Origin of the sequence: Bacillus sp. BPN334 (assembly GCF_008368885.1) — a bacterium.
GTDB classification, from domain to species: domain Bacteria; phylum Bacillota; class Bacilli; order Bacillales; family Bacillaceae_G; genus Bacillus_A; species Bacillus_A wiedmannii.
The window spans coordinates 177,049-196,970 of sequence record NZ_QOZW01000006.1 but is presented as its reverse complement, the minus strand read 5'-3'; the positions used below and the strand labels follow the sequence as shown (position 1 = coordinate 196,970).

38 protein-coding genes are annotated in these 19,922 nt (G+C 33.7%); 2 read left to right on the top strand and 36 right to left on the bottom strand.

Going from position 1 to position 19,922, the window contains the following annotated elements; translation table 11 throughout:
* Position 1: 1 nt before the first annotated feature.
* The 18 genes from DN393_RS07935 to DN393_RS07845 form a co-directional block, all read right to left on the bottom strand.
* On the bottom strand, positions 2–355 hold the full coding sequence (locus tag DN393_RS07935; RefSeq protein WP_149173426.1) for a phage head closure protein: 354 nt from the start codon (positions 353–355) through the stop codon (positions 2–4).
* Between the two features lies 1 nt (position 356).
* Positions 357–653: a hypothetical protein gene (locus DN393_RS07930; RefSeq protein WP_149173425.1), complete on the bottom strand. Its 297-nt coding sequence runs from the start codon at positions 651–653 to the stop codon at positions 357–359.
* A gap of 12 nt (positions 654–665) precedes the next feature.
* The gene (locus DN393_RS07925; RefSeq protein ID WP_149173424.1) at positions 666–1,829 is read right to left on the bottom strand and encodes a phage major capsid protein; all 1,164 of its coding nucleotides are present in this window, start codon (positions 1,827–1,829) and stop codon (positions 666–668) included.
* Positions 1,830–1,848: 19 nt separating this feature from the next.
* The gene (locus tag DN393_RS07920; RefSeq protein WP_098111314.1) at positions 1,849–2,631 is read right to left on the bottom strand and encodes a head maturation protease, ClpP-related; all 783 of its coding nucleotides are present in this window, start codon (positions 2,629–2,631) and stop codon (positions 1,849–1,851) included.
* Positions 2,615–3,778 (bottom strand): phage portal protein, encoded by a 1,164-nt coding sequence (locus tag DN393_RS07915; RefSeq protein ID WP_002165187.1) that lies wholly within the window; start codon positions 3,776–3,778, stop codon positions 2,615–2,617. Before DN393_RS07915 ends, DN393_RS07920 begins: the two co-directional genes overlap by 17 nt.
* Before the next feature lie 8 nt (positions 3,779–3,786).
* On the bottom strand, positions 3,787–5,454 hold the full coding sequence (locus tag DN393_RS07910; protein WP_098111315.1) for a terminase large subunit domain-containing protein: 1,668 nt from the start codon (positions 5,452–5,454) through the stop codon (positions 3,787–3,789).
* On the bottom strand, positions 5,451–5,762 hold the full coding sequence (locus DN393_RS07905; RefSeq protein WP_002165185.1) for a P27 family phage terminase small subunit: 312 nt from the start codon (positions 5,760–5,762) through the stop codon (positions 5,451–5,453). Before DN393_RS07905 ends, DN393_RS07910 begins: the two co-directional genes overlap by 4 nt.
* A gap of 123 nt (positions 5,763–5,885) precedes the next feature.
* Positions 5,886–6,221, bottom strand: a complete 336-nt coding sequence (locus tag DN393_RS07900) for an HNH endonuclease (protein ID WP_149173423.1) — start codon at positions 6,219–6,221, stop codon at positions 5,886–5,888.
* On the bottom strand, positions 6,214–6,471 hold the full coding sequence (locus tag DN393_RS07895; RefSeq protein ID WP_149173422.1) for a hydrolase: 258 nt from the start codon (positions 6,469–6,471) through the stop codon (positions 6,214–6,216). Before DN393_RS07895 ends, DN393_RS07900 begins: the two co-directional genes overlap by 8 nt.
* A gap of 6 nt (positions 6,472–6,477) precedes the next feature.
* The gene (locus DN393_RS07890) at positions 6,478–6,696 is read right to left on the bottom strand and encodes a hypothetical protein (protein WP_149173421.1); all 219 of its coding nucleotides are present in this window, start codon (positions 6,694–6,696) and stop codon (positions 6,478–6,480) included.
* Positions 6,697–6,711: 15 nt separating this feature from the next.
* The gene (locus DN393_RS07885; RefSeq protein WP_149173420.1) at positions 6,712–6,933 is read right to left on the bottom strand and encodes a hypothetical protein; all 222 of its coding nucleotides are present in this window, start codon (positions 6,931–6,933) and stop codon (positions 6,712–6,714) included.
* 453 nt (positions 6,934–7,386) lie between these two features.
* Entirely contained in the window at positions 7,387–8,136 is a 750-nt protein-coding gene (locus DN393_RS07870) for a Panacea domain-containing protein (RefSeq protein WP_149173417.1), read from the bottom strand.
* Positions 8,137–8,138: 2 nt separating this feature from the next.
* Positions 8,139–8,870 carry a nucleotidyltransferase family protein gene (locus tag DN393_RS07865; protein WP_149173416.1) on the bottom strand — a complete coding sequence of 244 codons (732 nt, stop codon included), beginning with the start codon at positions 8,868–8,870 and terminating at the stop codon, positions 8,139–8,141.
* Between the two features lie 231 nt (positions 8,871–9,101).
* Positions 9,102–9,644 carry a site-specific integrase gene (locus tag DN393_RS07860; RefSeq protein WP_149173415.1) on the bottom strand — a complete coding sequence of 181 codons (543 nt, stop codon included), beginning with the start codon at positions 9,642–9,644 and terminating at the stop codon, positions 9,102–9,104.
* The gene (locus DN393_RS07855; protein WP_074602621.1) at positions 9,644–10,126 is read right to left on the bottom strand and encodes an ArpU family phage packaging/lysis transcriptional regulator; all 483 of its coding nucleotides are present in this window, start codon (positions 10,124–10,126) and stop codon (positions 9,644–9,646) included. The genes DN393_RS07860 and DN393_RS07855 overlap by 1 nt, the downstream gene beginning before the upstream one ends.
* Before the next feature lie 27 nt (positions 10,127–10,153).
* Entirely contained in the window at positions 10,154–10,324 is a 171-nt protein-coding gene (locus tag DN393_RS31485; protein ID WP_098082051.1) for a hypothetical protein, read from the bottom strand.
* A gap of 111 nt (positions 10,325–10,435) precedes the next feature.
* Positions 10,436–10,618, bottom strand: coding sequence for a hypothetical protein (locus DN393_RS07850; protein ID WP_098082050.1), 183 nt, complete (start codon positions 10,616–10,618; stop codon positions 10,436–10,438).
* Positions 10,619–10,638: 20 nt separating this feature from the next.
* Positions 10,639–10,761, bottom strand: a complete 123-nt coding sequence (locus tag DN393_RS07845) for a DUF3983 domain-containing protein (protein WP_098649489.1) — start codon at positions 10,759–10,761, stop codon at positions 10,639–10,641.
* 140 nt (positions 10,762–10,901) lie between these two features.
* Between DN393_RS07845 and DN393_RS07840 the strand changes: the two genes are divergently transcribed.
* The gene (locus DN393_RS07840) at positions 10,902–11,117 is read left to right on the top strand and encodes a spore germination protein (RefSeq protein ID WP_149173414.1); all 216 of its coding nucleotides are present in this window, start codon (positions 10,902–10,904) and stop codon (positions 11,115–11,117) included.
* A 662-nt stretch (positions 11,118–11,779) separates the two neighbouring features.
* On the opposite strand, the gene DN393_RS07835 is transcribed toward DN393_RS07840, so the two are convergent.
* The 15 genes from DN393_RS07835 to DN393_RS07780 form a co-directional block, all read right to left on the bottom strand.
* Positions 11,780–12,034: a DUF3947 family protein gene (locus tag DN393_RS07835; protein ID WP_149173413.1), complete on the bottom strand. Its 255-nt coding sequence runs from the start codon at positions 12,032–12,034 to the stop codon at positions 11,780–11,782.
* A gap of 313 nt (positions 12,035–12,347) precedes the next feature.
* On the bottom strand, positions 12,348–12,740 hold the full coding sequence (locus DN393_RS07830; protein ID WP_149173412.1) for a YopX family protein: 393 nt from the start codon (positions 12,738–12,740) through the stop codon (positions 12,348–12,350).
* Positions 12,727–12,867 carry a hypothetical protein gene (locus DN393_RS31480; protein ID WP_179958504.1) on the bottom strand — a complete coding sequence of 47 codons (141 nt, stop codon included), beginning with the start codon at positions 12,865–12,867 and terminating at the stop codon, positions 12,727–12,729. The genes DN393_RS07830 and DN393_RS31480 overlap by 14 nt, the downstream gene beginning before the upstream one ends.
* Positions 12,868–12,952: 85 nt before the next feature.
* Complete coding sequence (locus DN393_RS07825) at positions 12,953–13,672, bottom strand: hypothetical protein (RefSeq protein ID WP_149173411.1); 720 nt, start codon at positions 13,670–13,672, stop codon at positions 12,953–12,955.
* 37 nt (positions 13,673–13,709) lie between these two features.
* Positions 13,710–14,180: a hypothetical protein gene (locus tag DN393_RS31900; protein WP_255449739.1), complete on the bottom strand. Its 471-nt coding sequence runs from the start codon at positions 14,178–14,180 to the stop codon at positions 13,710–13,712.
* A gap of 40 nt (positions 14,181–14,220) precedes the next feature.
* Positions 14,221–14,433, bottom strand: coding sequence for a glyoxalase (locus tag DN393_RS07815; protein WP_149173410.1), 213 nt, complete (start codon positions 14,431–14,433; stop codon positions 14,221–14,223).
* Positions 14,434–14,448: 15 nt separating this feature from the next.
* Positions 14,449–14,703, bottom strand: a complete 255-nt coding sequence (locus DN393_RS07810; RefSeq protein ID WP_149173409.1) for a hypothetical protein — start codon at positions 14,701–14,703, stop codon at positions 14,449–14,451.
* Positions 14,704–14,717: 14 nt separating this feature from the next.
* Complete coding sequence (locus tag DN393_RS07805) at positions 14,718–14,891, bottom strand: DUF3954 domain-containing protein (RefSeq protein ID WP_149173408.1); 174 nt, start codon at positions 14,889–14,891, stop codon at positions 14,718–14,720.
* 25 nt (positions 14,892–14,916) lie between these two features.
* Positions 14,917–15,111 (bottom strand): hypothetical protein, encoded by a 195-nt coding sequence (locus DN393_RS07800; RefSeq protein WP_149173407.1) that lies wholly within the window; start codon positions 15,109–15,111, stop codon positions 14,917–14,919.
* 2 nt (positions 15,112–15,113) lie between these two features.
* Positions 15,114–15,977, bottom strand: a complete 864-nt coding sequence (locus tag DN393_RS07795; RefSeq protein WP_149173406.1) for an ATP-binding protein — start codon at positions 15,975–15,977, stop codon at positions 15,114–15,116.
* The gene (locus tag DN393_RS07790; RefSeq protein WP_149173405.1) at positions 15,919–16,782 is read right to left on the bottom strand and encodes a phage replisome organizer N-terminal domain-containing protein; all 864 of its coding nucleotides are present in this window, start codon (positions 16,780–16,782) and stop codon (positions 15,919–15,921) included. The genes DN393_RS07795 and DN393_RS07790 overlap by 59 nt, the downstream gene beginning before the upstream one ends.
* 5 nt (positions 16,783–16,787) lie before the next feature.
* Positions 16,788–16,964 carry a hypothetical protein gene (locus DN393_RS31475; RefSeq protein WP_179958503.1) on the bottom strand — a complete coding sequence of 59 codons (177 nt, stop codon included), beginning with the start codon at positions 16,962–16,964 and terminating at the stop codon, positions 16,788–16,790.
* A gap of 29 nt (positions 16,965–16,993) precedes the next feature.
* Positions 16,994–17,158 carry a hypothetical protein gene (locus tag DN393_RS31470; RefSeq protein WP_179958502.1) on the bottom strand — a complete coding sequence of 55 codons (165 nt, stop codon included), beginning with the start codon at positions 17,156–17,158 and terminating at the stop codon, positions 16,994–16,996.
* Between the two features lie 12 nt (positions 17,159–17,170).
* The gene (locus DN393_RS07785; protein ID WP_149173404.1) at positions 17,171–17,431 is read right to left on the bottom strand and encodes a group-specific protein; all 261 of its coding nucleotides are present in this window, start codon (positions 17,429–17,431) and stop codon (positions 17,171–17,173) included.
* Entirely contained in the window at positions 17,424–17,672 is a 249-nt protein-coding gene (locus DN393_RS07780; protein WP_149173403.1) for a helix-turn-helix domain-containing protein, read from the bottom strand. Before DN393_RS07780 ends, DN393_RS07785 begins: the two co-directional genes overlap by 8 nt.
* 272 nt (positions 17,673–17,944) lie before the next feature.
* Between DN393_RS07780 and DN393_RS07775 the strand changes: the two genes are divergently transcribed.
* On the top strand, positions 17,945–18,271 hold the full coding sequence (locus tag DN393_RS07775) for a helix-turn-helix domain-containing protein (RefSeq protein WP_255449738.1): 327 nt from the start codon (positions 17,945–17,947) through the stop codon (positions 18,269–18,271).
* 13 nt (positions 18,272–18,284) lie between these two features.
* Here the strand turns inward: DN393_RS07775 and DN393_RS31895 are convergent, their stop codons facing one another.
* The 3 genes from DN393_RS31895 to DN393_RS07770 form a co-directional block, all read right to left on the bottom strand.
* Entirely contained in the window at positions 18,285–18,407 is a 123-nt protein-coding gene (locus DN393_RS31895; RefSeq protein WP_255449737.1) for a hypothetical protein, read from the bottom strand.
* A 129-nt stretch (positions 18,408–18,536) separates the two neighbouring features.
* On the bottom strand, positions 18,537–18,689 hold the full coding sequence (locus DN393_RS31465; RefSeq protein ID WP_179958501.1) for a hypothetical protein: 153 nt from the start codon (positions 18,687–18,689) through the stop codon (positions 18,537–18,539).
* A 32-nt stretch (positions 18,690–18,721) separates the two neighbouring features.
* Entirely contained in the window at positions 18,722–19,864 is a 1,143-nt protein-coding gene (locus DN393_RS07770; protein WP_149173402.1) for an AimR family lysis-lysogeny pheromone receptor, read from the bottom strand.
* Between the last annotated feature and the right edge of the window lie 58 nt (positions 19,865–19,922).

Genomic DNA, 19,922 nt, shown 5'->3' with positions numbered 1-19,922 from the left:
ATTAAACATGCTCCTTTGCGATAATAGTCAATGTTTGATACATTTCATCATCATTCATTGGTGGTTCGATAATGTCAAAGATACGACCATTCATTTTAATTCGCATTAATTCTGTAATACCTGTTGTATAAGGAATTACAAACCGATAAATTCGTGTAGAATGTGAAGCCGAAGCTTCAATATACTCAGAACCTTTTAATGTTTTTGTCATTGCCCATACTTTTTTAACTTCTTGCCAATTACCTGTTTCAACTTCTTGATTTAATTCATCTTTTATTACTTCAGGTTGTTCAATGATAATTCGATTTCTAAAATCACCTGTATTCAGTGGCTTTTTGTATTGAAAAGGACGCATATCAATCACCGTCCAATTTAATTTCTTCTAATGCTTTATCGATGCCTAAACTATTAATCTGACTTAAAAAATTCTTGTCAAAATACTCTAAAGCATCGTTATAAACATAACGAGAGCGTTCAAAGACTAATTCTTTGAACTCCTCGTCATTATTTAAATCATAATCTCCACAAACCCTAATTAATGCCTTGTTAGATGTAGAGAGGATGCGCTTTAGGTTATCATCTTCCTCATCCCCTAAGTGCATCCTCTCTTTAAATCCTTGCAATATTCCATCTGAAATTGTTGCGTTTCTCATTCACTTCACCCTTTATTTAGTTTTTGTTTCTACAGGTGGTGTAAATGAAATTTCTAAATCGTAAACAAGAGCCGCTTTATTATCTTTCGGTTTCCCATTAGCAAATTGTTTAATTGTATAAAGAGTAGCATCTTCGAAAGCTAATGTTTGATCGAATTCTTTTAACTTATATCCACCTGCGATTGCAGCAATATATTGTCCTTTTACAAAGAACACTGCTTTACCAACAGGAACTTCCTCACACTCAACAGGTTTAATGTTATAAGGCAATGCCATTACCCATTGACCTGTTGATGTCTGGATTGTATTACGTGCTTGTACACCAATCGCATCAATCGGGTTAACTACCATTACAATTTTATTTAATACTTTTCTAGATTTCCCTTTTGCATCAACAGATAAAGCTTTTACCACTTCATAAAGTTCTCCGGCTACGATCTCCCCTTTATCAGATGGAGCAAATGTTAATTTACCAGAAGATTTTTTGTCAGTAACTGCACCTGTTTCTGGATTTACATCTTTCATTAAACCAACCGGTTGATGTGCCACAGAACCACCGCCATTAACGAAACCAAATTCTAAACCGACAGAATACGTTTCTACTAAAACAGTTCGGACATAACGCTCAATCCATTCCGGCCCAAGTTCTCGCATATCATTCGGAATTGCTGCAAATGCAGTTAATTTAAGTTGTCCAATTTTTTCTTGTTTGAAGATGGCGTCGATTTGCCCTCGAATTTCACCGAATAATTCGCCCCATACATAAGCTTTTGTTGCATCAGAATAGATAAATTTCGTGACAGCTCCTAGATCTTGCAAACCAATTTCAGCCAATAACGGATGCTCTGTAACTAAATCTTCAAATACACGTTCTTGTGTCGTTACAGGAAGAATTTCACCGTCTGTAAATCCACCCTCTTTTACAACAGCATTGAAGAATTTTGTTTCTGCTGAAGTTAAAACGTTTTGACCACGTTGTTGTAGAATGGAACGATCAAGCATATCATTGTTTACTTGCTCACGAACTGTATTCGCTACATCTGTTTGTAATGCATCAAAGAAATTTTCAAACGCTGTCGTTTGCTCTTTTTCTGTACTTTCAGCATTAGTTAGAGTGTCTGTTAATTTTGCTTTCGCCTTAGTAAAAGCTTCTGATTTATTAAATTTAATTGTCATTATGTGTTTCCCCCAATTTTTATAATTTTAAAAAGAGCCCTTTAATCCCACTGTTTTTAACAGGTTTCGGATTTGGCTCTTTTGGTTTTGGTTCTGTATTAGTTTGTAAATCATTCATGATTTCATTTTTTAACCCAGATAATGCAACGTTTAAATCTTCTTTTGTAATCCCTTCAGATTTCCCTTTATTAAGTGTTCCGTTTCTAAAACCATCGATTACTTTCTGCGGAATCATAGCAGAAGCGGCACCTGAAGCAGTCATTTTCACCGGATTATCCATAAACATAATTTCATCCACAAAATTATTTTCTAATGCTTGTTGTGGTCCCATCCATGTTTCTTCAGCCATCATATTAAGTAATTCCTCTTCAGATTTACCACTTTTAATGACGTAGGCATTTACAATTGCTCGATCTGTCGTTTTCAACATTTCAGCAGCTTTTTCCATATCGCGATGATCGCCACCATTCCACATCGATGCATTATGAATCATGATTTGTGCTGTTGGAGAAATTCGAACTTTATCACCAGCCATCGCAATAACAGAGGCCGCACTTGCAGCCAAACCAACAATTTGAACTTCAACCTGACCTGCATAGTTTTTTAATGCTGTGTAAATCTCTGAACCTTCGTGTACATAACCACCAGGACTATTAATTGATACAATCAAATCCTCACCATTGGCATTAGTAAGTTCTTTTGCAACCATCCCTGGGCTTGTTGCATCCATTTCAAACCATTCATATATCCAAGCTTCATCACTAGAAATGATTGGTCCTTTAATATCAAGCTTCACCGTCATTTTCTTTCTCACTTCCTTGAGATTCAGTTAGTTTCGTGTAATTCTTCGTAATATGATGTGTATTTAAATTAGGATCGTCAGAATCTTCATATCCTACTTCTAATCTGATTTCATTTCCTGTAAATGCACTTGAAGAAATAAGTTTATCAATACTTGTCGCAAGGTCAAAAATACTTTGATACGAAACTGCTTTGATTTCAATTTTTTGCCCTTCAAGATATTCATTTTTTTCAAAGAATTTCACATTTCCTTCATCTGCAATCTTTTTTAACAATGGTTTTACTGTGAAAAGCATGTAATTTTTTGTTTGCTTTTCTACATCAGCCATTTCCCCGTATAACAAAGCAGTTGGAATACCAATAGTCATTGCAACTTGATTAAGAAAACCGTTTGTTACTTTGTTTATTTCATCCACACTTTGACCAGAATTTCCACCACTTGATGTTTCAGCGTATTTGAATCCAGGTTGTTGTGGAATTATAGCAACGTCCTTCTCTCCAATCGCTTTATACATGTTATCAATGAATTCTTGGAGTTTTGCTTGATGCTTCTCGCTTTTTGCTGCAAGCATATCCATATCAACTGTTCCGCGAATTTGATTTTTACGTTTTTGAGAGTTTAATATTCTTCCAAATAAATCACCATAGTCAGCAAAAAGCCCATCAATTAACGGCGATAACTTATCATTCCGATATTTTAAATGAATGACTTCACTTTGTTTAAAACTTCTCTTAAACTGATAATCTTTTACGATAACATTTGTAAAAGTGTCCTCAAAAACGGCGTATTCATCATGCACAAAATCATCAGCAATAAGTAAATCACCATCATCAGCTTGTATAATTAAAGCCTCATTTTCATAAATAAGTTTGTAAATGAACCTTTCCCAAAAGGTGCTTGCTGTCATATTCTTATTTGGTCTAACATTCAATCGATAATAAAGTTCATTTTTTTCAAATTCTTTACCATTTCTCACTCTGAATTCTGACTGACTAATGGTCCGACCTAAAAAAGAAATACAAGTATCAATAGCAAGTCGTTTCATGTGGATTCGATTTGCTTTTTCTATAAACATTTCTATATCAAACATAAAGCCTACTTCACTATTTCTTTTAAATACTGAATCTAGCCATCCAATGGTTATCACCCCCTTTATTAGAATTTAATATCGCTTAATATGAAGTCTGCGGCTTCTTGTATTTCATCTGCTCGATAAAGAGAATGAACAAAGCTTTGGAATCCGTCAGTTTTTCTTCGCACCGGTTCTTTCTTTTCATATATTTTGTTTCCGTCACCCTTAATCACAACCAATACATTCTGTGTATACCAACGCATAAGAGGGTTATCACCGAAAATAATCTGCTCATTTGCAAATGCCATTTCAATCCGTGGCGCTAATAAACTATGAATTGCTTTAGGGTTTCTTATAACTTCTATTTCAAACCCTTCTGCTACTAATAAAGGTCTTATCGCTTCCATTCGGAAGTTATCAGCTATAATTTTTTTAATGCCATATTGTTCACGCATTTTTACAAACCAATCAACAATGTGTTGAGGATTGATAGTTGGCTCGTCCACAACAGTTAGTAAGCCTTGTTCTTCCCATTCTTTTATTGGTGCAAACTTCTGTTTTTTGAACTCGCCTGCTTTTTTTGAATATCCATAATAGACATCAACAAATTCTTTTCGTACAAAGGAATGAGTTTTAAAAATATACTCTCCAGTTTGTCTAAACAAAAGACCACATGCCGCGAAATCTCGAATGCTCGCAAAGTCTAATGATCCAATGCATTCTTGACCATGTAAATCTGGAAACGGTCGATTTGTAGCAAGAATTTCTGACCACTTTGCAACAGAGCGTTCTAAATTAGTAACAGGTAAGTTCATACGCTTTGTCATGAACTCTTCTCTATTACTCGGGTCGTCTTCTAAATCTTCATATTCTTCCTTAATTGTTTCAAGTAACCCTTCAGCATACTCACTTAAAGGCTTAGATAACATGGGATTCGCAAGCTCCCAATTATCAAGATCATCTACTTCAGTTTCGTCATTCAATTTACAAATAAAAGGAAAGACAGCATTCGGACGTGCTTCGCCGTTTAATACCTTCATTGCCTTTTCTTTTTGCTTATCTAAAAAACCGTCACGAACATATCCATCTGTACCAATGTAAAATTCACGTGGGTTTTTCTTTTTCCCTAAACCACTGATATGAACACGGACATCTTTATTGCTTTCGTATTGATGTATTTCATCAAATACAACCGCACCATCACGCAAACCATCTTTTGTATCTCCATTTGAAGTCCTAAATTTCAGTACACTTTCAGTAGCCTTTGAAACTGTTTGAGTTAACGTTGTTTTAAAGGCTCTTTTCAAGACCTCATTCTTCTTCACACATTTATGAACCTCGTCAGGGCTTGTTTTTGCTTGTTCTTCACTATTCGCTACAACTGAAATGTTATACTCTGGAATGCCATGTAATTCACTAATTAAAAAGTGAATAATAACAGAAATCAGACCGTTTTTACCACCGCCACGTCCTAACATCCATAGGAATTTGCGATAAAATACACGTCCATTTTTCTTATAAAATAAAAAGACGAATGCTATTAAGAATTTTTGAAATGGCTGCAATGGAAAATACCACTTCTCACCGAAGTTGATACAATCCTCAATCATTTCATCATCAAAATACAAATCGTCTCTGTTTATAACATGTTTTTCTAGATATTCAATTAACAGTTCTCTCTCTTTATTGAACTTTACTTTCCCACTTCGATAAAGTTCAATATATTCTTCCACATACTTTTGCTTAATCATGTAAGATCACTTTTGCTATAACCTGCATTAGGGATAGTATTCTTAACAACAAACTTTATATCTCTCCCTAATGCAATTAAAGAACTGTTAATTTTATTCCTCTCACTTATAAGAGGGTGGGCCTTAACGAAAACTTGAGTTCCATTTTTAATTGTTACGGATTCCCCTTCTTTAGTTATCGTTTTATTAATTTTTCGAAATGCTTTAACTAGATCAATATAGCGTTCTACCTTTTCAACTTCAACTAAATCTGTCGTATCAATACTATTCATAAGCTGTTCCTTTAACCTTACAATACTAACAGCCATCTACCCACCCCCCCTTACGTGCGTATTTCCGAAAAAAACCTGACAGTTAACCCCCTCCTCCGGTGCCCCTTAGAGCAATTTTTGATGAAATTTTTTAAGGGGGGGGTTATTTCTGATTCTTTTTTACCACTTTTCATCGTTTTCCCATTTATTCTGTTTCTTTTCAAAGAATCTTCCATGTTCTTTATTATGGCAATCCACACAGACTGTTTCTAAATTATCTTTTTCTAATGCAAGTTCTGGATGATGTTCGAGTTCTTTTATATGATGGACAACGAGTTGAATCTTCTTACGCTTGGCGCTCTCACTGTACTCATTCGTGTCTGTTTGTACTCGACCATTCCGTTTACATTCCTGACATTCATAGTTGTCTCTCTTCTTTACTTGCTCGCGTATACTCTTCCATTCACCACTGTCATAGAACTTACGCTTCTGTTGTTTTGTTTTGTATTCATTCATCTGTCTTTATCCAGCGTGTTTGATTCTCTTTATCTCTTTCCAATAAATCTTTTATTGGTGTTTGCATGAGATATTCTATAGAGTAAAACATTGGCTCCTGTTCATACAGCTTATAATATTTAAAGCGCTTAATATCAATCCCAGACTTCTTATACGCTTTCTCATTAGGCTTAAAGTATTTGATGTATGCTTTCTTATCAATAGGTATAAGACCAAGCGCAGCAACCCTACTGTTTAAAACACTATCCAATTATTTTCACTCCTTGCTATTTAATAAATCATCTATTAACTTATTAATTAAATCTGTTATGGCTTCTTCCTTTTCTTCCAGCTTTGTTCTTTTGTTTAACCTATTTAATACTTTAACTACTGGTCGCAATGTTTCTAATTCCACATACTCTTTAAGCTTGTCTTCATCAATAGCATTAAGGATTGTACCAAGAGTAATTGCTTGCTCAAGTTTAGTTAATTGCATCTATACTCACACTCCTTATGCTCTAGGAATTAGAAATTCATCTATCGCTTTATCCAGTACATTAATAAGCGCTTCGCGTACTTGCTTCGGTGTCATATCATCATTCATTTCGTTATGCAATGCTACAGCCTTCTCTAATTTTTGTGGATCAATATGTTCCTTAACTAATTCCAAACCAATAACATTGTTGATTAACTTACCGATAATAACCGTTTGTTCTTGTTTGTTTAGTTTCATTTATTCTCACTCCTCAAAAATAAAAAGCACCCGAATGGATGCTTTTTATAGATTATTAATTTGTACTTCAATTACGGTACGTGAAGTTTTATTCTTCTCTCAGCTAACAACCACGACAGACACTATTGGCAAACTTATCAGGTTCACCTCATTCCATCTACCTAGGATGTTGTTAGCTCAAAGAAGAGCAAAAGCTCTCCTTATTAACGGTAACATTCAATCAGTACCATCTGCTGGTTTCGGATTTTATGCGCCGTCATTATGAAGCCGTTTAGAAATTTAGAAAACAACATAGTGAGTTGTGTTTTCCGCCACTTCTCACAATACAAATATAACACGTTGATTCCAAAACAACCGGCACATTTCCTGCCAAAAAGCGGTCACGACTCTGCCACTTATTTTCCAAAAAAATAATGCAATAAAAAAAGCACCCTCGAAAGGATGCTCTCAAAATCAATTAGCTTCCTGATGATATCGTACAATTAAACCATCAGGGATTTCACGATTAGCACCTGGCCTAAACACTCTATCCCAAGGGCCTCCCGCTTGATGTGTCTTAGCAACTAACTCTCCCGCGCTATATCCACCGTACTTTTTTAATACATTTAAAATGCACGCCACTGCCTCTTCACCATGTTCTGAAGATGTCACCTTCATAATAGAAGGTGTAATAGCTAATGATTCTGTTGAATAACAAATTGTCTCATCTTCTTTATAATCAATTACTGTAGAGCCATGAACTTTATACTTATGAAAAACACTTTCAACTACAGGGCCATATTTAAAGGCTACTAATGGCTCTTTAAATAATTTAGTGCCTGTTTGTATCAAGAATTCTGCATATGAATAATAAAGTAATTTTTGTAATTTAAGGTGTGAAGATGGCAAAATTGATAGTATGAATTTCGAAACATCTGTAGGACTTAACTCTTGACCCTGAACAACCATTCCAATAAAAGTATCAATATCTGGAGTTCTATACACATCTTCAAAGAAAGAATCTTTTTGCACTACGGAATCCCAAGAAGTAGAATCAGTTACTAATTTGTGAATGCCTAATTGTACTTCTCCACATTTTCCTTCTACCCTCTTAAAGAAACCTTGAATATATTCTTTATCAAGTCGAGAATCAGCAGAATAATGCCAAGCAATTCTTCCCCCATGCGAATAGTGACTCATAGCTGCAATAAAATGATAAGCCATAATTAAGCACCTCCTTCAATTTCTTTTGTATTCTTATAAATTTTTGCCCATTCAGTATATGAGCGTTTATGTACTCCATGTGAAATGTCATTTGATTTACAATCATCTGCATTCCATATTTGTAGTTCCCAAGGAAAAAATTTATTATTTCCGCCATAAAAATAAACATGCGTTGCTCTATAGTCATTTTTTGATGAGTTAATTATACGTATTTTATATTTATCTTTTACAGGTTCACAAATTTGATAAAAGTATTCACAATTATGGTCAAAATTCTCAATAACTATTCGAATACCGAAAAGGTCATTCAAACATTTATTAATCTTAAAGGCTCCTGCAACTCCATTGCCTTCTTTTCCAGTAGTATAATATTGTAATTTGTTCATTATCGAATCAAAATCTTTCCCACGAGATCTCATATCAAAATGCTCATAATTATATGCCATCTCGAAATCTATTGCTAAAGGTTTTAACTCATTCATGTAATTTTTTAAAAGACGATTAAATTCATCCTTCGGGAAAAACACTTCTCTTTCTTCGTAAATATCAGTAACTTCTCTAACTTGTTTCTTATTTAAGTTTAGAAATTCTAAATCACTTGATTTATTCTTATCTATCCACGTTGCTGAGAATTTATTATGAAAATCACAGATTTCAATAATAATCTGCTTTATCTCATTATAGTAACAGTGTGGTTTAGTTTCTTGTAAACTTTGTAATTGTAAGCTTTCCAATTCTTACCCCTTCTCCTAACAAATCATAAAGAAATTTAAATTCCCCTTTCATATATAATACCAGAAAAATGAATTTCATTCCATATATGACTTACCCATATCTTATATTGTGTGTAACTGACCCCTTTGCCGAATCGCTTGATATCATTGACTTAATTAAACTTTCCCTTTTGAGTTACACAGTATGGAATTTATGAGTAACTGTATAGAATTAAAAAGAAAAAGCAACGCTTAGATTTTAAATCTAGTCATTGCTTTATCCATTGCATCTTGATTTACACCTATATAACGTAATGTGACCTTCTCAGACGAATGATTGAATATCTCCATGAGTAATGCTATGTTTTTTGTTTGCATGTACATGTGATACCCGTACGTCTTCCTCAAGGTATGTGTTCCTATTTCATCCAACCCAAACTCTGCTGCCGCTCCACTTAGTATCTTATATGCCATACTACGACCAATTGGACGATTCCTACCTTGCCTGCTTTGCAATAGATACTCATTATCTTCTCTTTCTTCAATAAACCATTTAAGTTCTCTTTTCAGTGCTGCAGTAATTTGTATCCGTTTCTGTTTTCCTGTTTTCTTTTCTCTCATAGATATATGACTACTTTTTACATCTCCTACCTTCAATTTCAAAATATCTGAAATTCTCAGGCCTGTATTGATTCCCATGATGAAGAGAATGTAATTACGTAAGCTCTTTTCTTTAAAATAATCTTTTAGCTGCTGTATTTCTTCTGGATCACGTATTGGCTGAACAAAATTCATTATTCATTACCTCCAGTCTCTTCTGTCTCGTAAACTTCTAATCCAAGTGCAAAAGCAAGCTTATAAAATGCTTTAGACTTCCAACGTCGATAAGTACGCTCTGACATCCCTATTTCGTTATAAACCATGTAATCACATACGTCCTCTTCTTCTAAATAACGTTTATAAATAATATCTCTTTGAATGCTTCCTGCACGTCCGTTCCCTAATCGATTTAGAAACTGATCAATACGTACTGACATTCGTTCAAGCCACTCTTCTCGTTTACTTTGTTGGATATTTGCTATAGCAACATCTTCTAATGGTTTTCCAACTGTATGTGTAGGACCATGCTCACGTATTTCATAAGAAGGAGTGACTTTCATTTCTTTACGCATCATCCCAAATTGTCTATGTATACGTACACTTTCCAACACACCTTCTAATTCCTCTTGTGTTGCTACTCTATCGATTTTTGGTAAGAAAGATAATTGTTTAGTCATGTAAGACCACTCCTTTTTATTTTTAAATTACTTTTGTCTTAATGCTCCACGTCTACGTTCATATCGTGGCCCACGAATCCCCATTAAATCTTCAATATCACGAGTACTTAATTTCTCTTTTTGTTTTTTCTTATTTTTCTTCTTTGCTTGTTTCGATTGCTTTTCCCACTCACGTAACTGATCTCTTAACACCTTCATTTCCCCATCTCCCCTTTCAAAATAAAAAGGACACCTATTCCTAAAACAGCTTTAATTGCTGTTCTAATGAATTGGTGTCCTCTAGTTTTCTAGCCGGACCATATTTGTTTTTCACTTTAATTTAGCTTTTTTACTTCCCTTATAAAATCCATACCGATGATCAACCTCTGAAATAAAAATTACAAGTACCATAATGATTCCAGCTTGTATGAAGCTTTTTGAATTACTAAAGGTCACGAACATAATGATTAAGTAAAGAGCCAAATACATTCCGAAAAACTGTTTACTATTCATTTTTTATTCCTCCAGTACTGTTATTTTATTATTCCAGCTTGAACAAAAATGTTTCTCCAAGCGTTATCGACTTGATGTTTCTCTACTGCCTTCGCGCGACGAGCAATTGCTTTTCTAATTTTTCTTTTCTTCAAACCTTTCATTCTCCCAACCTCGCTTTCTATTAAAAGGATTATTTTATTAAAACACAGGAAATAACTTCAAATTCTTAGATTGAAATGAACATCTAGACGATTACACCATATGCTAATTTAAATACTTTCTAGGAAAGCAGGTGAATACTATGCCTTCAGTTGTAGCAAACCTTGTCGTACAAAATAGTACTGGTTCTTTCAACTTAGGCGATTTTTATAACGTTTCTCCAAAAGAGAATACAAAATCTTATAATGGTTCAGGGGCGTCAAATGTTGGTTTTGTTGTCAATACCTTTAGCGGTGTTAGCGCAACAAACACATTTGATGCTGATGTTGCAGACCAAAACCAAGTTGGAACAGCCTAAATTTATTCATTTACCTCTCCCCCTTGAATAAAACTCAATATTCCGTAAATACTGTAGATAGGCTGTTTAACAGCCGGAAATCTCTTATGTGTAACCGTACTGATCGAGATCTCCAATCCACACTGAGCAGTTAGCTTTTGCTAGTTGCTCTTTTATTTTTTCTGACACCTATATATATGGTGATTCATACTATATATAGAAAATCAAACTCATTCTTATATTTGAGGAATATTACTCATGACTCACAACTTGGGTATTCCACTTGTCTGTTTAGTTTTAGGTAGCTTTTGGCAAAATTCACTCCGAGAAAGGGCACTGTTCGAAGGTGCTCTTTTTATTTGTGACCACTCTAGACTAGATTCCATACAATATAGTCAGTCTTTTCTTATAACCTGAGCTCGTCACTTTCGTTATAAAAATGGGATTATATCCTATAACCTTTTCAGGAATTATTCATATTTTATTTCTGAAAAAGTTGCTCTGTTTTATAAAAAGGTGGTTGCGGAAACAACTGCCTTTTTATTTATGACAAAATGCAATTTTCATCACAAATTCAAAATTATGTATTAAAAATGAATCCATTTGATAAAAATCATTTCTTATAAGGGCGCTATTTACTTGCGCCCTTATTTAAATACTTAACTTTACTCCTGACATATTATTTATAAATTAAATACAGTGCCATATGGAATCATTGAAAAAGGCATTCCATATGGCGTAGTGTGATACATTGGGTAATAATATCCCATAGATGAATAGTACGGTTGTGTGTCTTGTTGCATTTGTTGTTGCATTTGTTGTTGCGATTGCAATGCTTGTTGAGCAGCTTGAATTGTACTTTGCATTCCACTAAACGTGATACCCACCGTACCATACGGTCGCATTCTGGATCGATTATCAAAATATGAATAAAACATTATTATTCAACTCACTTCCATATAAGTCATTACAAAATATGATATGAATTTCAATCTCATTAAGTGTTGAAAACTAATCCACTTACTTTTATTTAAATAGCGTTTTTATTTAATTATTGGTTTCACTTCTTCATTTGCTTATATTTGACATGAAACATTGCATATTTCGACATTCTTCTACACAAACAGTCAAATATGGTGTATTATATAGTGGAAGAGTAAGGTAAGAGTTACTCTTTGCCATTTTAGGAAAGGGCCTGCTATTTTTAGCGGGTCCTTTTTTGTCAAACTACAACTAAAATAAAGATTTTGTTTAGTTTTTTATTAGATCTAGACTTTCGTAAATGTTTCCTATCACTTCTAATTCATAACCTCCAGGAATCCATCCGATACAATGTACATCCATATATATGTCATATCCAACCATATCAACAACAAAAGCCCCATCTGATTCATAAACCTTAGAAACGTATTCTTTTTCTTCTGGATCATGAGGAACAAAAATCCTTACGATATCCCCTTCATAAATCTCCTTATCATTCTTGTCTTTTAAGCCTGTGTATTGCATTAAATCAATGCGACTTGTTATATTCAATCCTTCGTAATAAATTTGACCGTTATTCGGGTTAAATGAATATCCGTTGTTATGAAGGCTGATCCAACATTTCTTTTCTTTATGCCAAGCACGAAATTTATTCTTTTTCATTCCCGTTCCCCTTTTCGATTAAAATAAGAATTTTGTTTAAATTACTTCTAAATTTCACATGACCATTTTCTTTAGTGACAAGCTTCATAAACCCAAGTAAGGCATACAATATTAAGAATTTACTCATGAAACACTTTACCTACACCACTTATCATTTTAAGAACACACATATTTGTGTGTTCTATTCTTTTTTAACTAAATAACTATTTTGTTTAAATTTCATGTAATTCTCCGATGTAAGCTGTAACGTATCGGATATACGACTCTTGATTATTTTTTCCGTTCCAAATCTCTATTCGGTCTATGTTTATACTTGGGAATCTTTCTTCCAATAGATTTATCAGTAATTTTTTATTAGTATCGTTATCCACTAATTGCAACTCGTTATCTTCTTTCATAAAAACGAATCCCTTATCACTTAATTGTTGAATTTTATCTACTTCTTCTTTCTTATCTGATACTGGTTTCTTGCTAAACATTCTGCTAAGTCTAGTTAAACTGAAAGCAAATTTTATATTCAATCCACCATACTCAGTGAAAGTCATTTCAGAAATATAATTAAATCCGAGTTCTCTCCACCAACCTTTAATTTTGTTAGTCAATGAATTAAGTTGTTCACTCAGACCATCAATAGGTTTCATATCAGCCATCTTCTTTTCTAGTTCTCTAATACGTAAATTCGCATTCCTAAGATCAGTACTACGTCTTTCTCGTTCCCTAGCCAAATCAGATTCGTAGTTTGTTTCTTTCGCTATAACTGAAATATGACTTTCGGATAAAGAAATAAGTGTCCCCTTCATTTCCTCCGTTAACTTATCCTTTGATAACCATTCATGCATTTGTTGTGCTGCAAAACATAAATCTTTTAATCTCTTTAAAGTGACTGCCTTTTGATCTTCATTCAAAACAACTAATGGTTTTTGATTTTCCACTTTTCATTCCCCTTTTCGATTAAAATAACGCTTTTGTTTAGTTTTTACGTACCTTATCCGCAATCATCATTACGAAATTGGCAACATCTGAGCATTCTTTAATAATTTTCTCCTTGTTGTCACCTAAATCTCTATGAGCATCCAATTCACGCGATAACTCCACGCACTCTTTTATTGCTCTATTGAGAAGCCAATAGCAATCACAATCTTGCCAACCGCCTTTATGGTCATTCTCCTGCAACTTGCTTTCCATCTGTTCAGCAAACCATTTAACTTCAGTTCTCATATTATTCGTATCATGTAATAGGTTCATGGTTTCAAGGTGTTCACATTCACTCTTTTCTAATGCTCTTGCGACCTTATCATGACTTTGTTTCCAATCATCTATTTCTAAATTTGAATTCTGAACTTGTTCAATTAACCAATCGTAATCAAACTTCGTCATACAAATTGCATGATCTGCTATGTTTGTGACATTTTCTTTCACTTCCTGTAATCGTTTGTTCATATCCCATTCCCCCATTTCTTAATAAAATTCAAATTTGGTCTTACTTTAGTAGATCTGAACCCGCCCTTTTCCCTCTGTGTTGAGTTAATATAGTCTCTAATGCAATTACTATTCCTTCATTCGCAATCCACTGTCCACGCAAGTATCCTGATAAACCTAAATCACCATTTTCATACGCTTTATCTGATCCCTTTCTGTTCTCTACTGCGGACTGTTTTAAATGATTGATATATTCTTCAATTGCCTTTTTCATTTTCTCCATCCCCTCCTAATCCAGTGCCAGAAATTCAGCTCTGGTACGATTCGAATGAGTTATCCTAATCTTCTGAATACATTTTCCATGCTCTTCTATTGTTGCGTTCCAAGCTTCGGTTTCAGTCTTAGCATCAAAACAATCCATCTTTTGGCGTTCCTCTTTATCGTAGAAATGGACTTCATAGCTTGGATTCAAAAACTTTTCACTGGTACTTATCGCGTTGTAGTTGAAACTACCTATAACGTCATCAATTGTTAATTGCTTCATAATCGCATCCCCAGTTATTTAATTTTTTCAGTGATTGTAGTTGATACACGATCAACTTTCCCGCCTTGCCAAGTAATTACTTGTTCACCAAATCCTGTTGCTGGAGGATTCAGCGGAGTAACCTCACCGTTTTTTACTACATAAATTTTATTATCCGTAACATCGATTTCGATTTTCATAGGCTTCATACGACTGAAATCCTCCTCTTTCTTGTTAACTAGCTTTTTGTTGTTTCTTTCTTTCTAATTCTTGTTTCATTGATTCAAATTTTATTAACCATGCTTGCCAACGCTTATCGTTTTCTTCTTGCTGTTGCTTTGCTACTTCACAATTACAACCTTCCGTTAGAGTTACACCCGGATAAGTTTCTTTACGAATAATCCCTGTATCATGACATAATACACACATGCTTATTCCTCCTTTTTGAAATTACGTAATCTATAATTATCCCCATACATTTCTAACATTTCAGCGTTTTCCATCATCCGACTGAAATCACGTTCTCCATACATTCCTGCTAATTCATCGACCGTAAAATTAGTAGTAAATAATGTACTTTTACCTATACGGCTATCTACAATTTCATTTGTCTTCGTTTGCTTCCATGTAACGCCTTCTTTATCTTTCTCTGTGAATTCCGCTCCAAAGTCATCGATAATCAAGACATCAACTTTTGCTAGAAGGGACATAAGCTTGTCCTCTGTCATTTCACTATTTTTATTCCAAGTTGATTTGATTTTAGTAAATAGCTTATTCATTTGAATAAACATTGCACTGTGACCCTTTTTCATAAGTTCTTTAGTGGCTGCCACACACAAATGACTTTTTCCTACTCCATAATCACCCGTTATTATCATGCTTGTTGGTTCTTCTTTATTGAATGAAGTAACAAAATTCATTATCGTTGCTTTTGCATCAGCTAATTCCCTTTTAGTAGGTACATAATTTTCAAATGTAGCTTTTTTGAGTTTGTCATTTATTAAACTGTTATCAGCAAATGAATCATATAAATGAATGATTTCATTTTTCTTTTTTATAGCTAGTGTCTCTATAGCTAATTTCTGATCTTCCTTTTCTACCGATCTGCACTGAGGACAAAATTCCTCGTTTGTTTCTGTATCTATCAACATGCGTTTACTGCAAACATCTTTAAAATTTTCTTTTCCTACTAAAAATACATTCGTGCATCTATTAGGCGACAACACATATCTTTGACTAGCGTTTCTTGAAGTTATATTTGTTGATGAAGCTACTATCTTTTTGATTGCTTGCATTAGTTAAACCTCCTTTATAGACTCCTTTTCGTCGTACAGGTTTTTCATTTAAATAACTTTCGAATTTAGTTCCAAATAAAGTGATAGGTCTCAAATAGCCACTCATTTCCGTATTATCAATCCATTGTGAAGCCTTGATGTCAATTACCTGTTGAAAATGATTTAATCTGAAACCCTCTTTCCATCTTGTCCTAATTAAATCTTGTGTTTTTTTAGATGTATATTTGTAATTGGTTTTTGCTTTCGTATTGAGATAATCAACAATTTCTTGATATGGAATAGATTGAACGATGTCCTGAGGTTTTTCAGGACTATAATTCTTTTTTATTTCTTTATCTATATCTTTATCTAAATCTTTATCTATGTCCGTTACGTCATCGTTACATGTAACGTTACAACTAAGTGTTTGTTGTTTTTTCCTTTCTCGGTGTGCCGCTACGCGTTTTCTAGTGTCTTCCTTTATCTTTTCTAAACGGTCTAGATTCTGATGATTTCCCCAATTAACGACGTTGATGTAATGATTATCGTCAATATCAATCATTCCGAAATTTTGAAATACACCTAGTGCCATCCGAACTGTATTTAGAGGTCGATTAAATAGCGTTGCTAGCATATCTTCCGTATATGGGATATTCTCGTTTAAAAAAATATAACCACTTGCATTTGTTTTACCAGCTTGAGCTAATAACTTAATCCAAATGATTAATAATGTATCAGCTTCAGGCATGCTCTCAATTAAGCGTATTTTTTCATCCTCAAACATCGTTGTTGAGAGTTTTATCCATTTCACTTTTACTTCAGACATAGTCCTTACCTCCTCGTACAAATTGCTATATGTGCTTGTCCACTTTGGATAATCCGTTGAATTTCATAATGCGAATAACCAATTTTGAAATACTGCTTAATCATTTGTTTTAATTCTTCTTTGCTTTTTGCTAAATCCCAAAACTGATTAGGTAATAGCACTTGATATTCGATTAAATCCATGTACTATTTCCCAACTTTCCGTGTTATACTTATAGAAACTTGTTTTTTCTAACGGACCCACTGCAATGGGTCTTTTTATTTTGTTCTACATCACTCCAAGCCCATTTTCTTATTGGCTCATAAGTGATATACAGTAGCCATAATCCACCTGTGATTGAAAATCCAAATATAGCTAAAGATGTTAAATCTTCCACAAAATCACCTCCTTATTGTTCTGATAACCATTGCAATAAAAATTCTTTTACTTGTTGAGCTGGGAAATACCACTTTCCTCCTACTTTGTGTTTCGGAAATCTAGGATCAAAAAAGAATGTTTTTTGAATGCTATTCCATCCCATACAAGTTCTTCTTTTTAACTCGTTAGCGTCCCAATACACTAACTCTGCATCGATTTCTTTAACTTTTTCCGCGATTTCTGCTAGATAAAGGTTTCTCACTTCATTTTCATCAACTTGAACACTAATCATTTTCTTTCTCCTCCAATTCCCTAGTTGTCATTTTGACAACTTTTTCCGTAAAAAAAAGTTCGTCTATTGATACTCCAAGCGCATCTGCCAAGGTAGGTATCTTTTCAGCATCTAATCTTCTCTTGCCGTTCTCTATGAAAGAAATAGCTGAAGCGTGGCTAAAATCAAGCTTCTTAGCTAGTTTTTCTTGAGTAATATTCTTTTGTTTGCGAATATCTCGGACTCTGCTTCCAAAAGTCATATCCGCTTCACCTCCTGTTGTTGTCGTTTTGACAACTTCTTGATTTTATTATAGGTTGTCATTTCGTAAATGTAAACCCTATTTTGTCATTTTGTTATTTTTTTTTTTACAGATAGTGAAAAGTTGTCAAAAAGTATATATACTGTAATTAAGCAAAAGTTTTGCAAGGCACAGCAAGGCAGTGTAATACACCTTAAATTAAGGCGAGGCACATAAGTAATGGGATATTATTTATAAAGGGGAATAATGAAATTATGAACTTAAACGAAAGATTGAAAGCGTGTCGCGAAAAGAAAGGTTATACGCAGACTTTCATCTCAGAAAAATTAGACGTGAATAAAGCAACTTTATCTAGTTATGAATCAGGAAGACGTAAACCCGATTATGAGACATTAACTAAATTAGCAGACATATACGAGGTTTCTATTGATTATTTATTAGGAAGATCGATGCATCAAAAATTAACAGTTAAAGAAACCGAAGAAATACACAAAGAAACTAATGAATGGATGACACTGATTAACCAACTTTCTGAGGACAACAAAGAGTTATTTAAATCAACAATACAAAACTTTATATCTAAAAATAAAACTCCGTGAGACTAATAATTGTCTACGGAGTTTTATTTTGTTCTTTTCCCTGTTCAGCAAGTCCCTTTAACAAATCGCGTAAATGATTGACATTTACCCCTTCAGCTTTCTCTATTAATAAAACTTGCGTTATCATTTCTTCCATTTGCCTTTCCCCCTGCATCCTCTTTTAGTTATACACATCGTGGAAAGTTTTTGACCATTCGGTCATTTACTTTCCATTCCTTATAAAGCACGAATGACGCTATCTCTATGATAGCGTCATTCTTTATTTTCAGCCGCCTCCAGCACCCGGATCGACCATCATTCTATATTCAATTGGAGTTTGAGATTGTTGTGATACCTTTTTATCATTTTTTGTTGGTATGAAACCAATAGAAGCAATAATTGCTGCTGTTATTACTATTTTTATAGCCTTTAACTTCAAATAAAATCACTCCTTTTCATACCACAATTATATCATTTTAAGCACTCTCTTGGTAGTCTGGAATAGAAAAAATCCCCTAATCTTTCAAAATCTTCTATTGATTCTTTGAAATAATTTTCTTCCCCAGTGGCTAGACCTTTGTAATATTTTTGTATAGGACTTAGTTTTTTATTTTCTTTTTCTAATTCGTCTAACAACAATAAAGATTTTTCCTCACGACCGGTTACAGCATATAAAAATGCTTCTTCAGCCTTATCCGTAGGTCTTATATTTTCTAAATCCATTCTCCAATAAATCTTTAGGAAATTAAGAGTATTCTCTATAGCCTTTTTTCTTACTATACTTTTACGATTTGACGGAGAATCCAACGTTGATATCCCTTGTTCAAAATAATACTTTGCAATACTGTAATCCTCTAAGATATAAGTTTCACCTAAAATACAGTAAGCTAAAGCTTTCATACACTCATATTTATTCAAAGGATCATTTACAATTTCAAAGCAATATTTTCTTGCTTGTTCTAAATCATTTGCATGCTGGTTACTTGTAGCTAACATTTCTTTTGCTCTTAATGTAAAAGATGTTTTCGAAGTTCCTTTTTTGATTTCATCAATATATGGCATCAATTGCTTTGTGTATTTTAAAACCATTTTGTGATCGTTAAAATCTAGATGTGAGTATATTAACGCGAAATCAGAAATTATTTTCAGTTCATTAGTCGATATTTTTCTTGAATTTCGAAAATCATCTACCGCCCGAAAGAATTCATGTTTATTTATAAATCCTTCATTACGTAATGCTAACAACTGATATACTTCTGCCATCTTTTTATTCAATCTCGCATTTTTATTTGTTTCTGTATTATTTTGGATCTTAGAAATCAATTTTTTTTGTAGTTCAAATTCTCCATACATATTTAATACTTCAAGTCCTAGTCTTTCGTTATTGGGAGATAAGTCATTAAACGACTTCAATAATGACTCTCTTCGAAAATTAATATCCTTAGGCTCATATAATCTTAATGTTTCAACATAGTGCATGAAATCAAATTTAGTACCTTGGGAAAAATAGCTATTCACTGTCGTATGACTAACATTAAATAACGCCGCTAATTTACGATTAGTGTAACCATTAGACTTTAAATCTTCATGCATCTTTTCCAATAACAGTTTCACTTTGCTCCTCCTTGTCGGAACAAAAGACACGTTATACCCATTTTTTAACTTTTAAAGG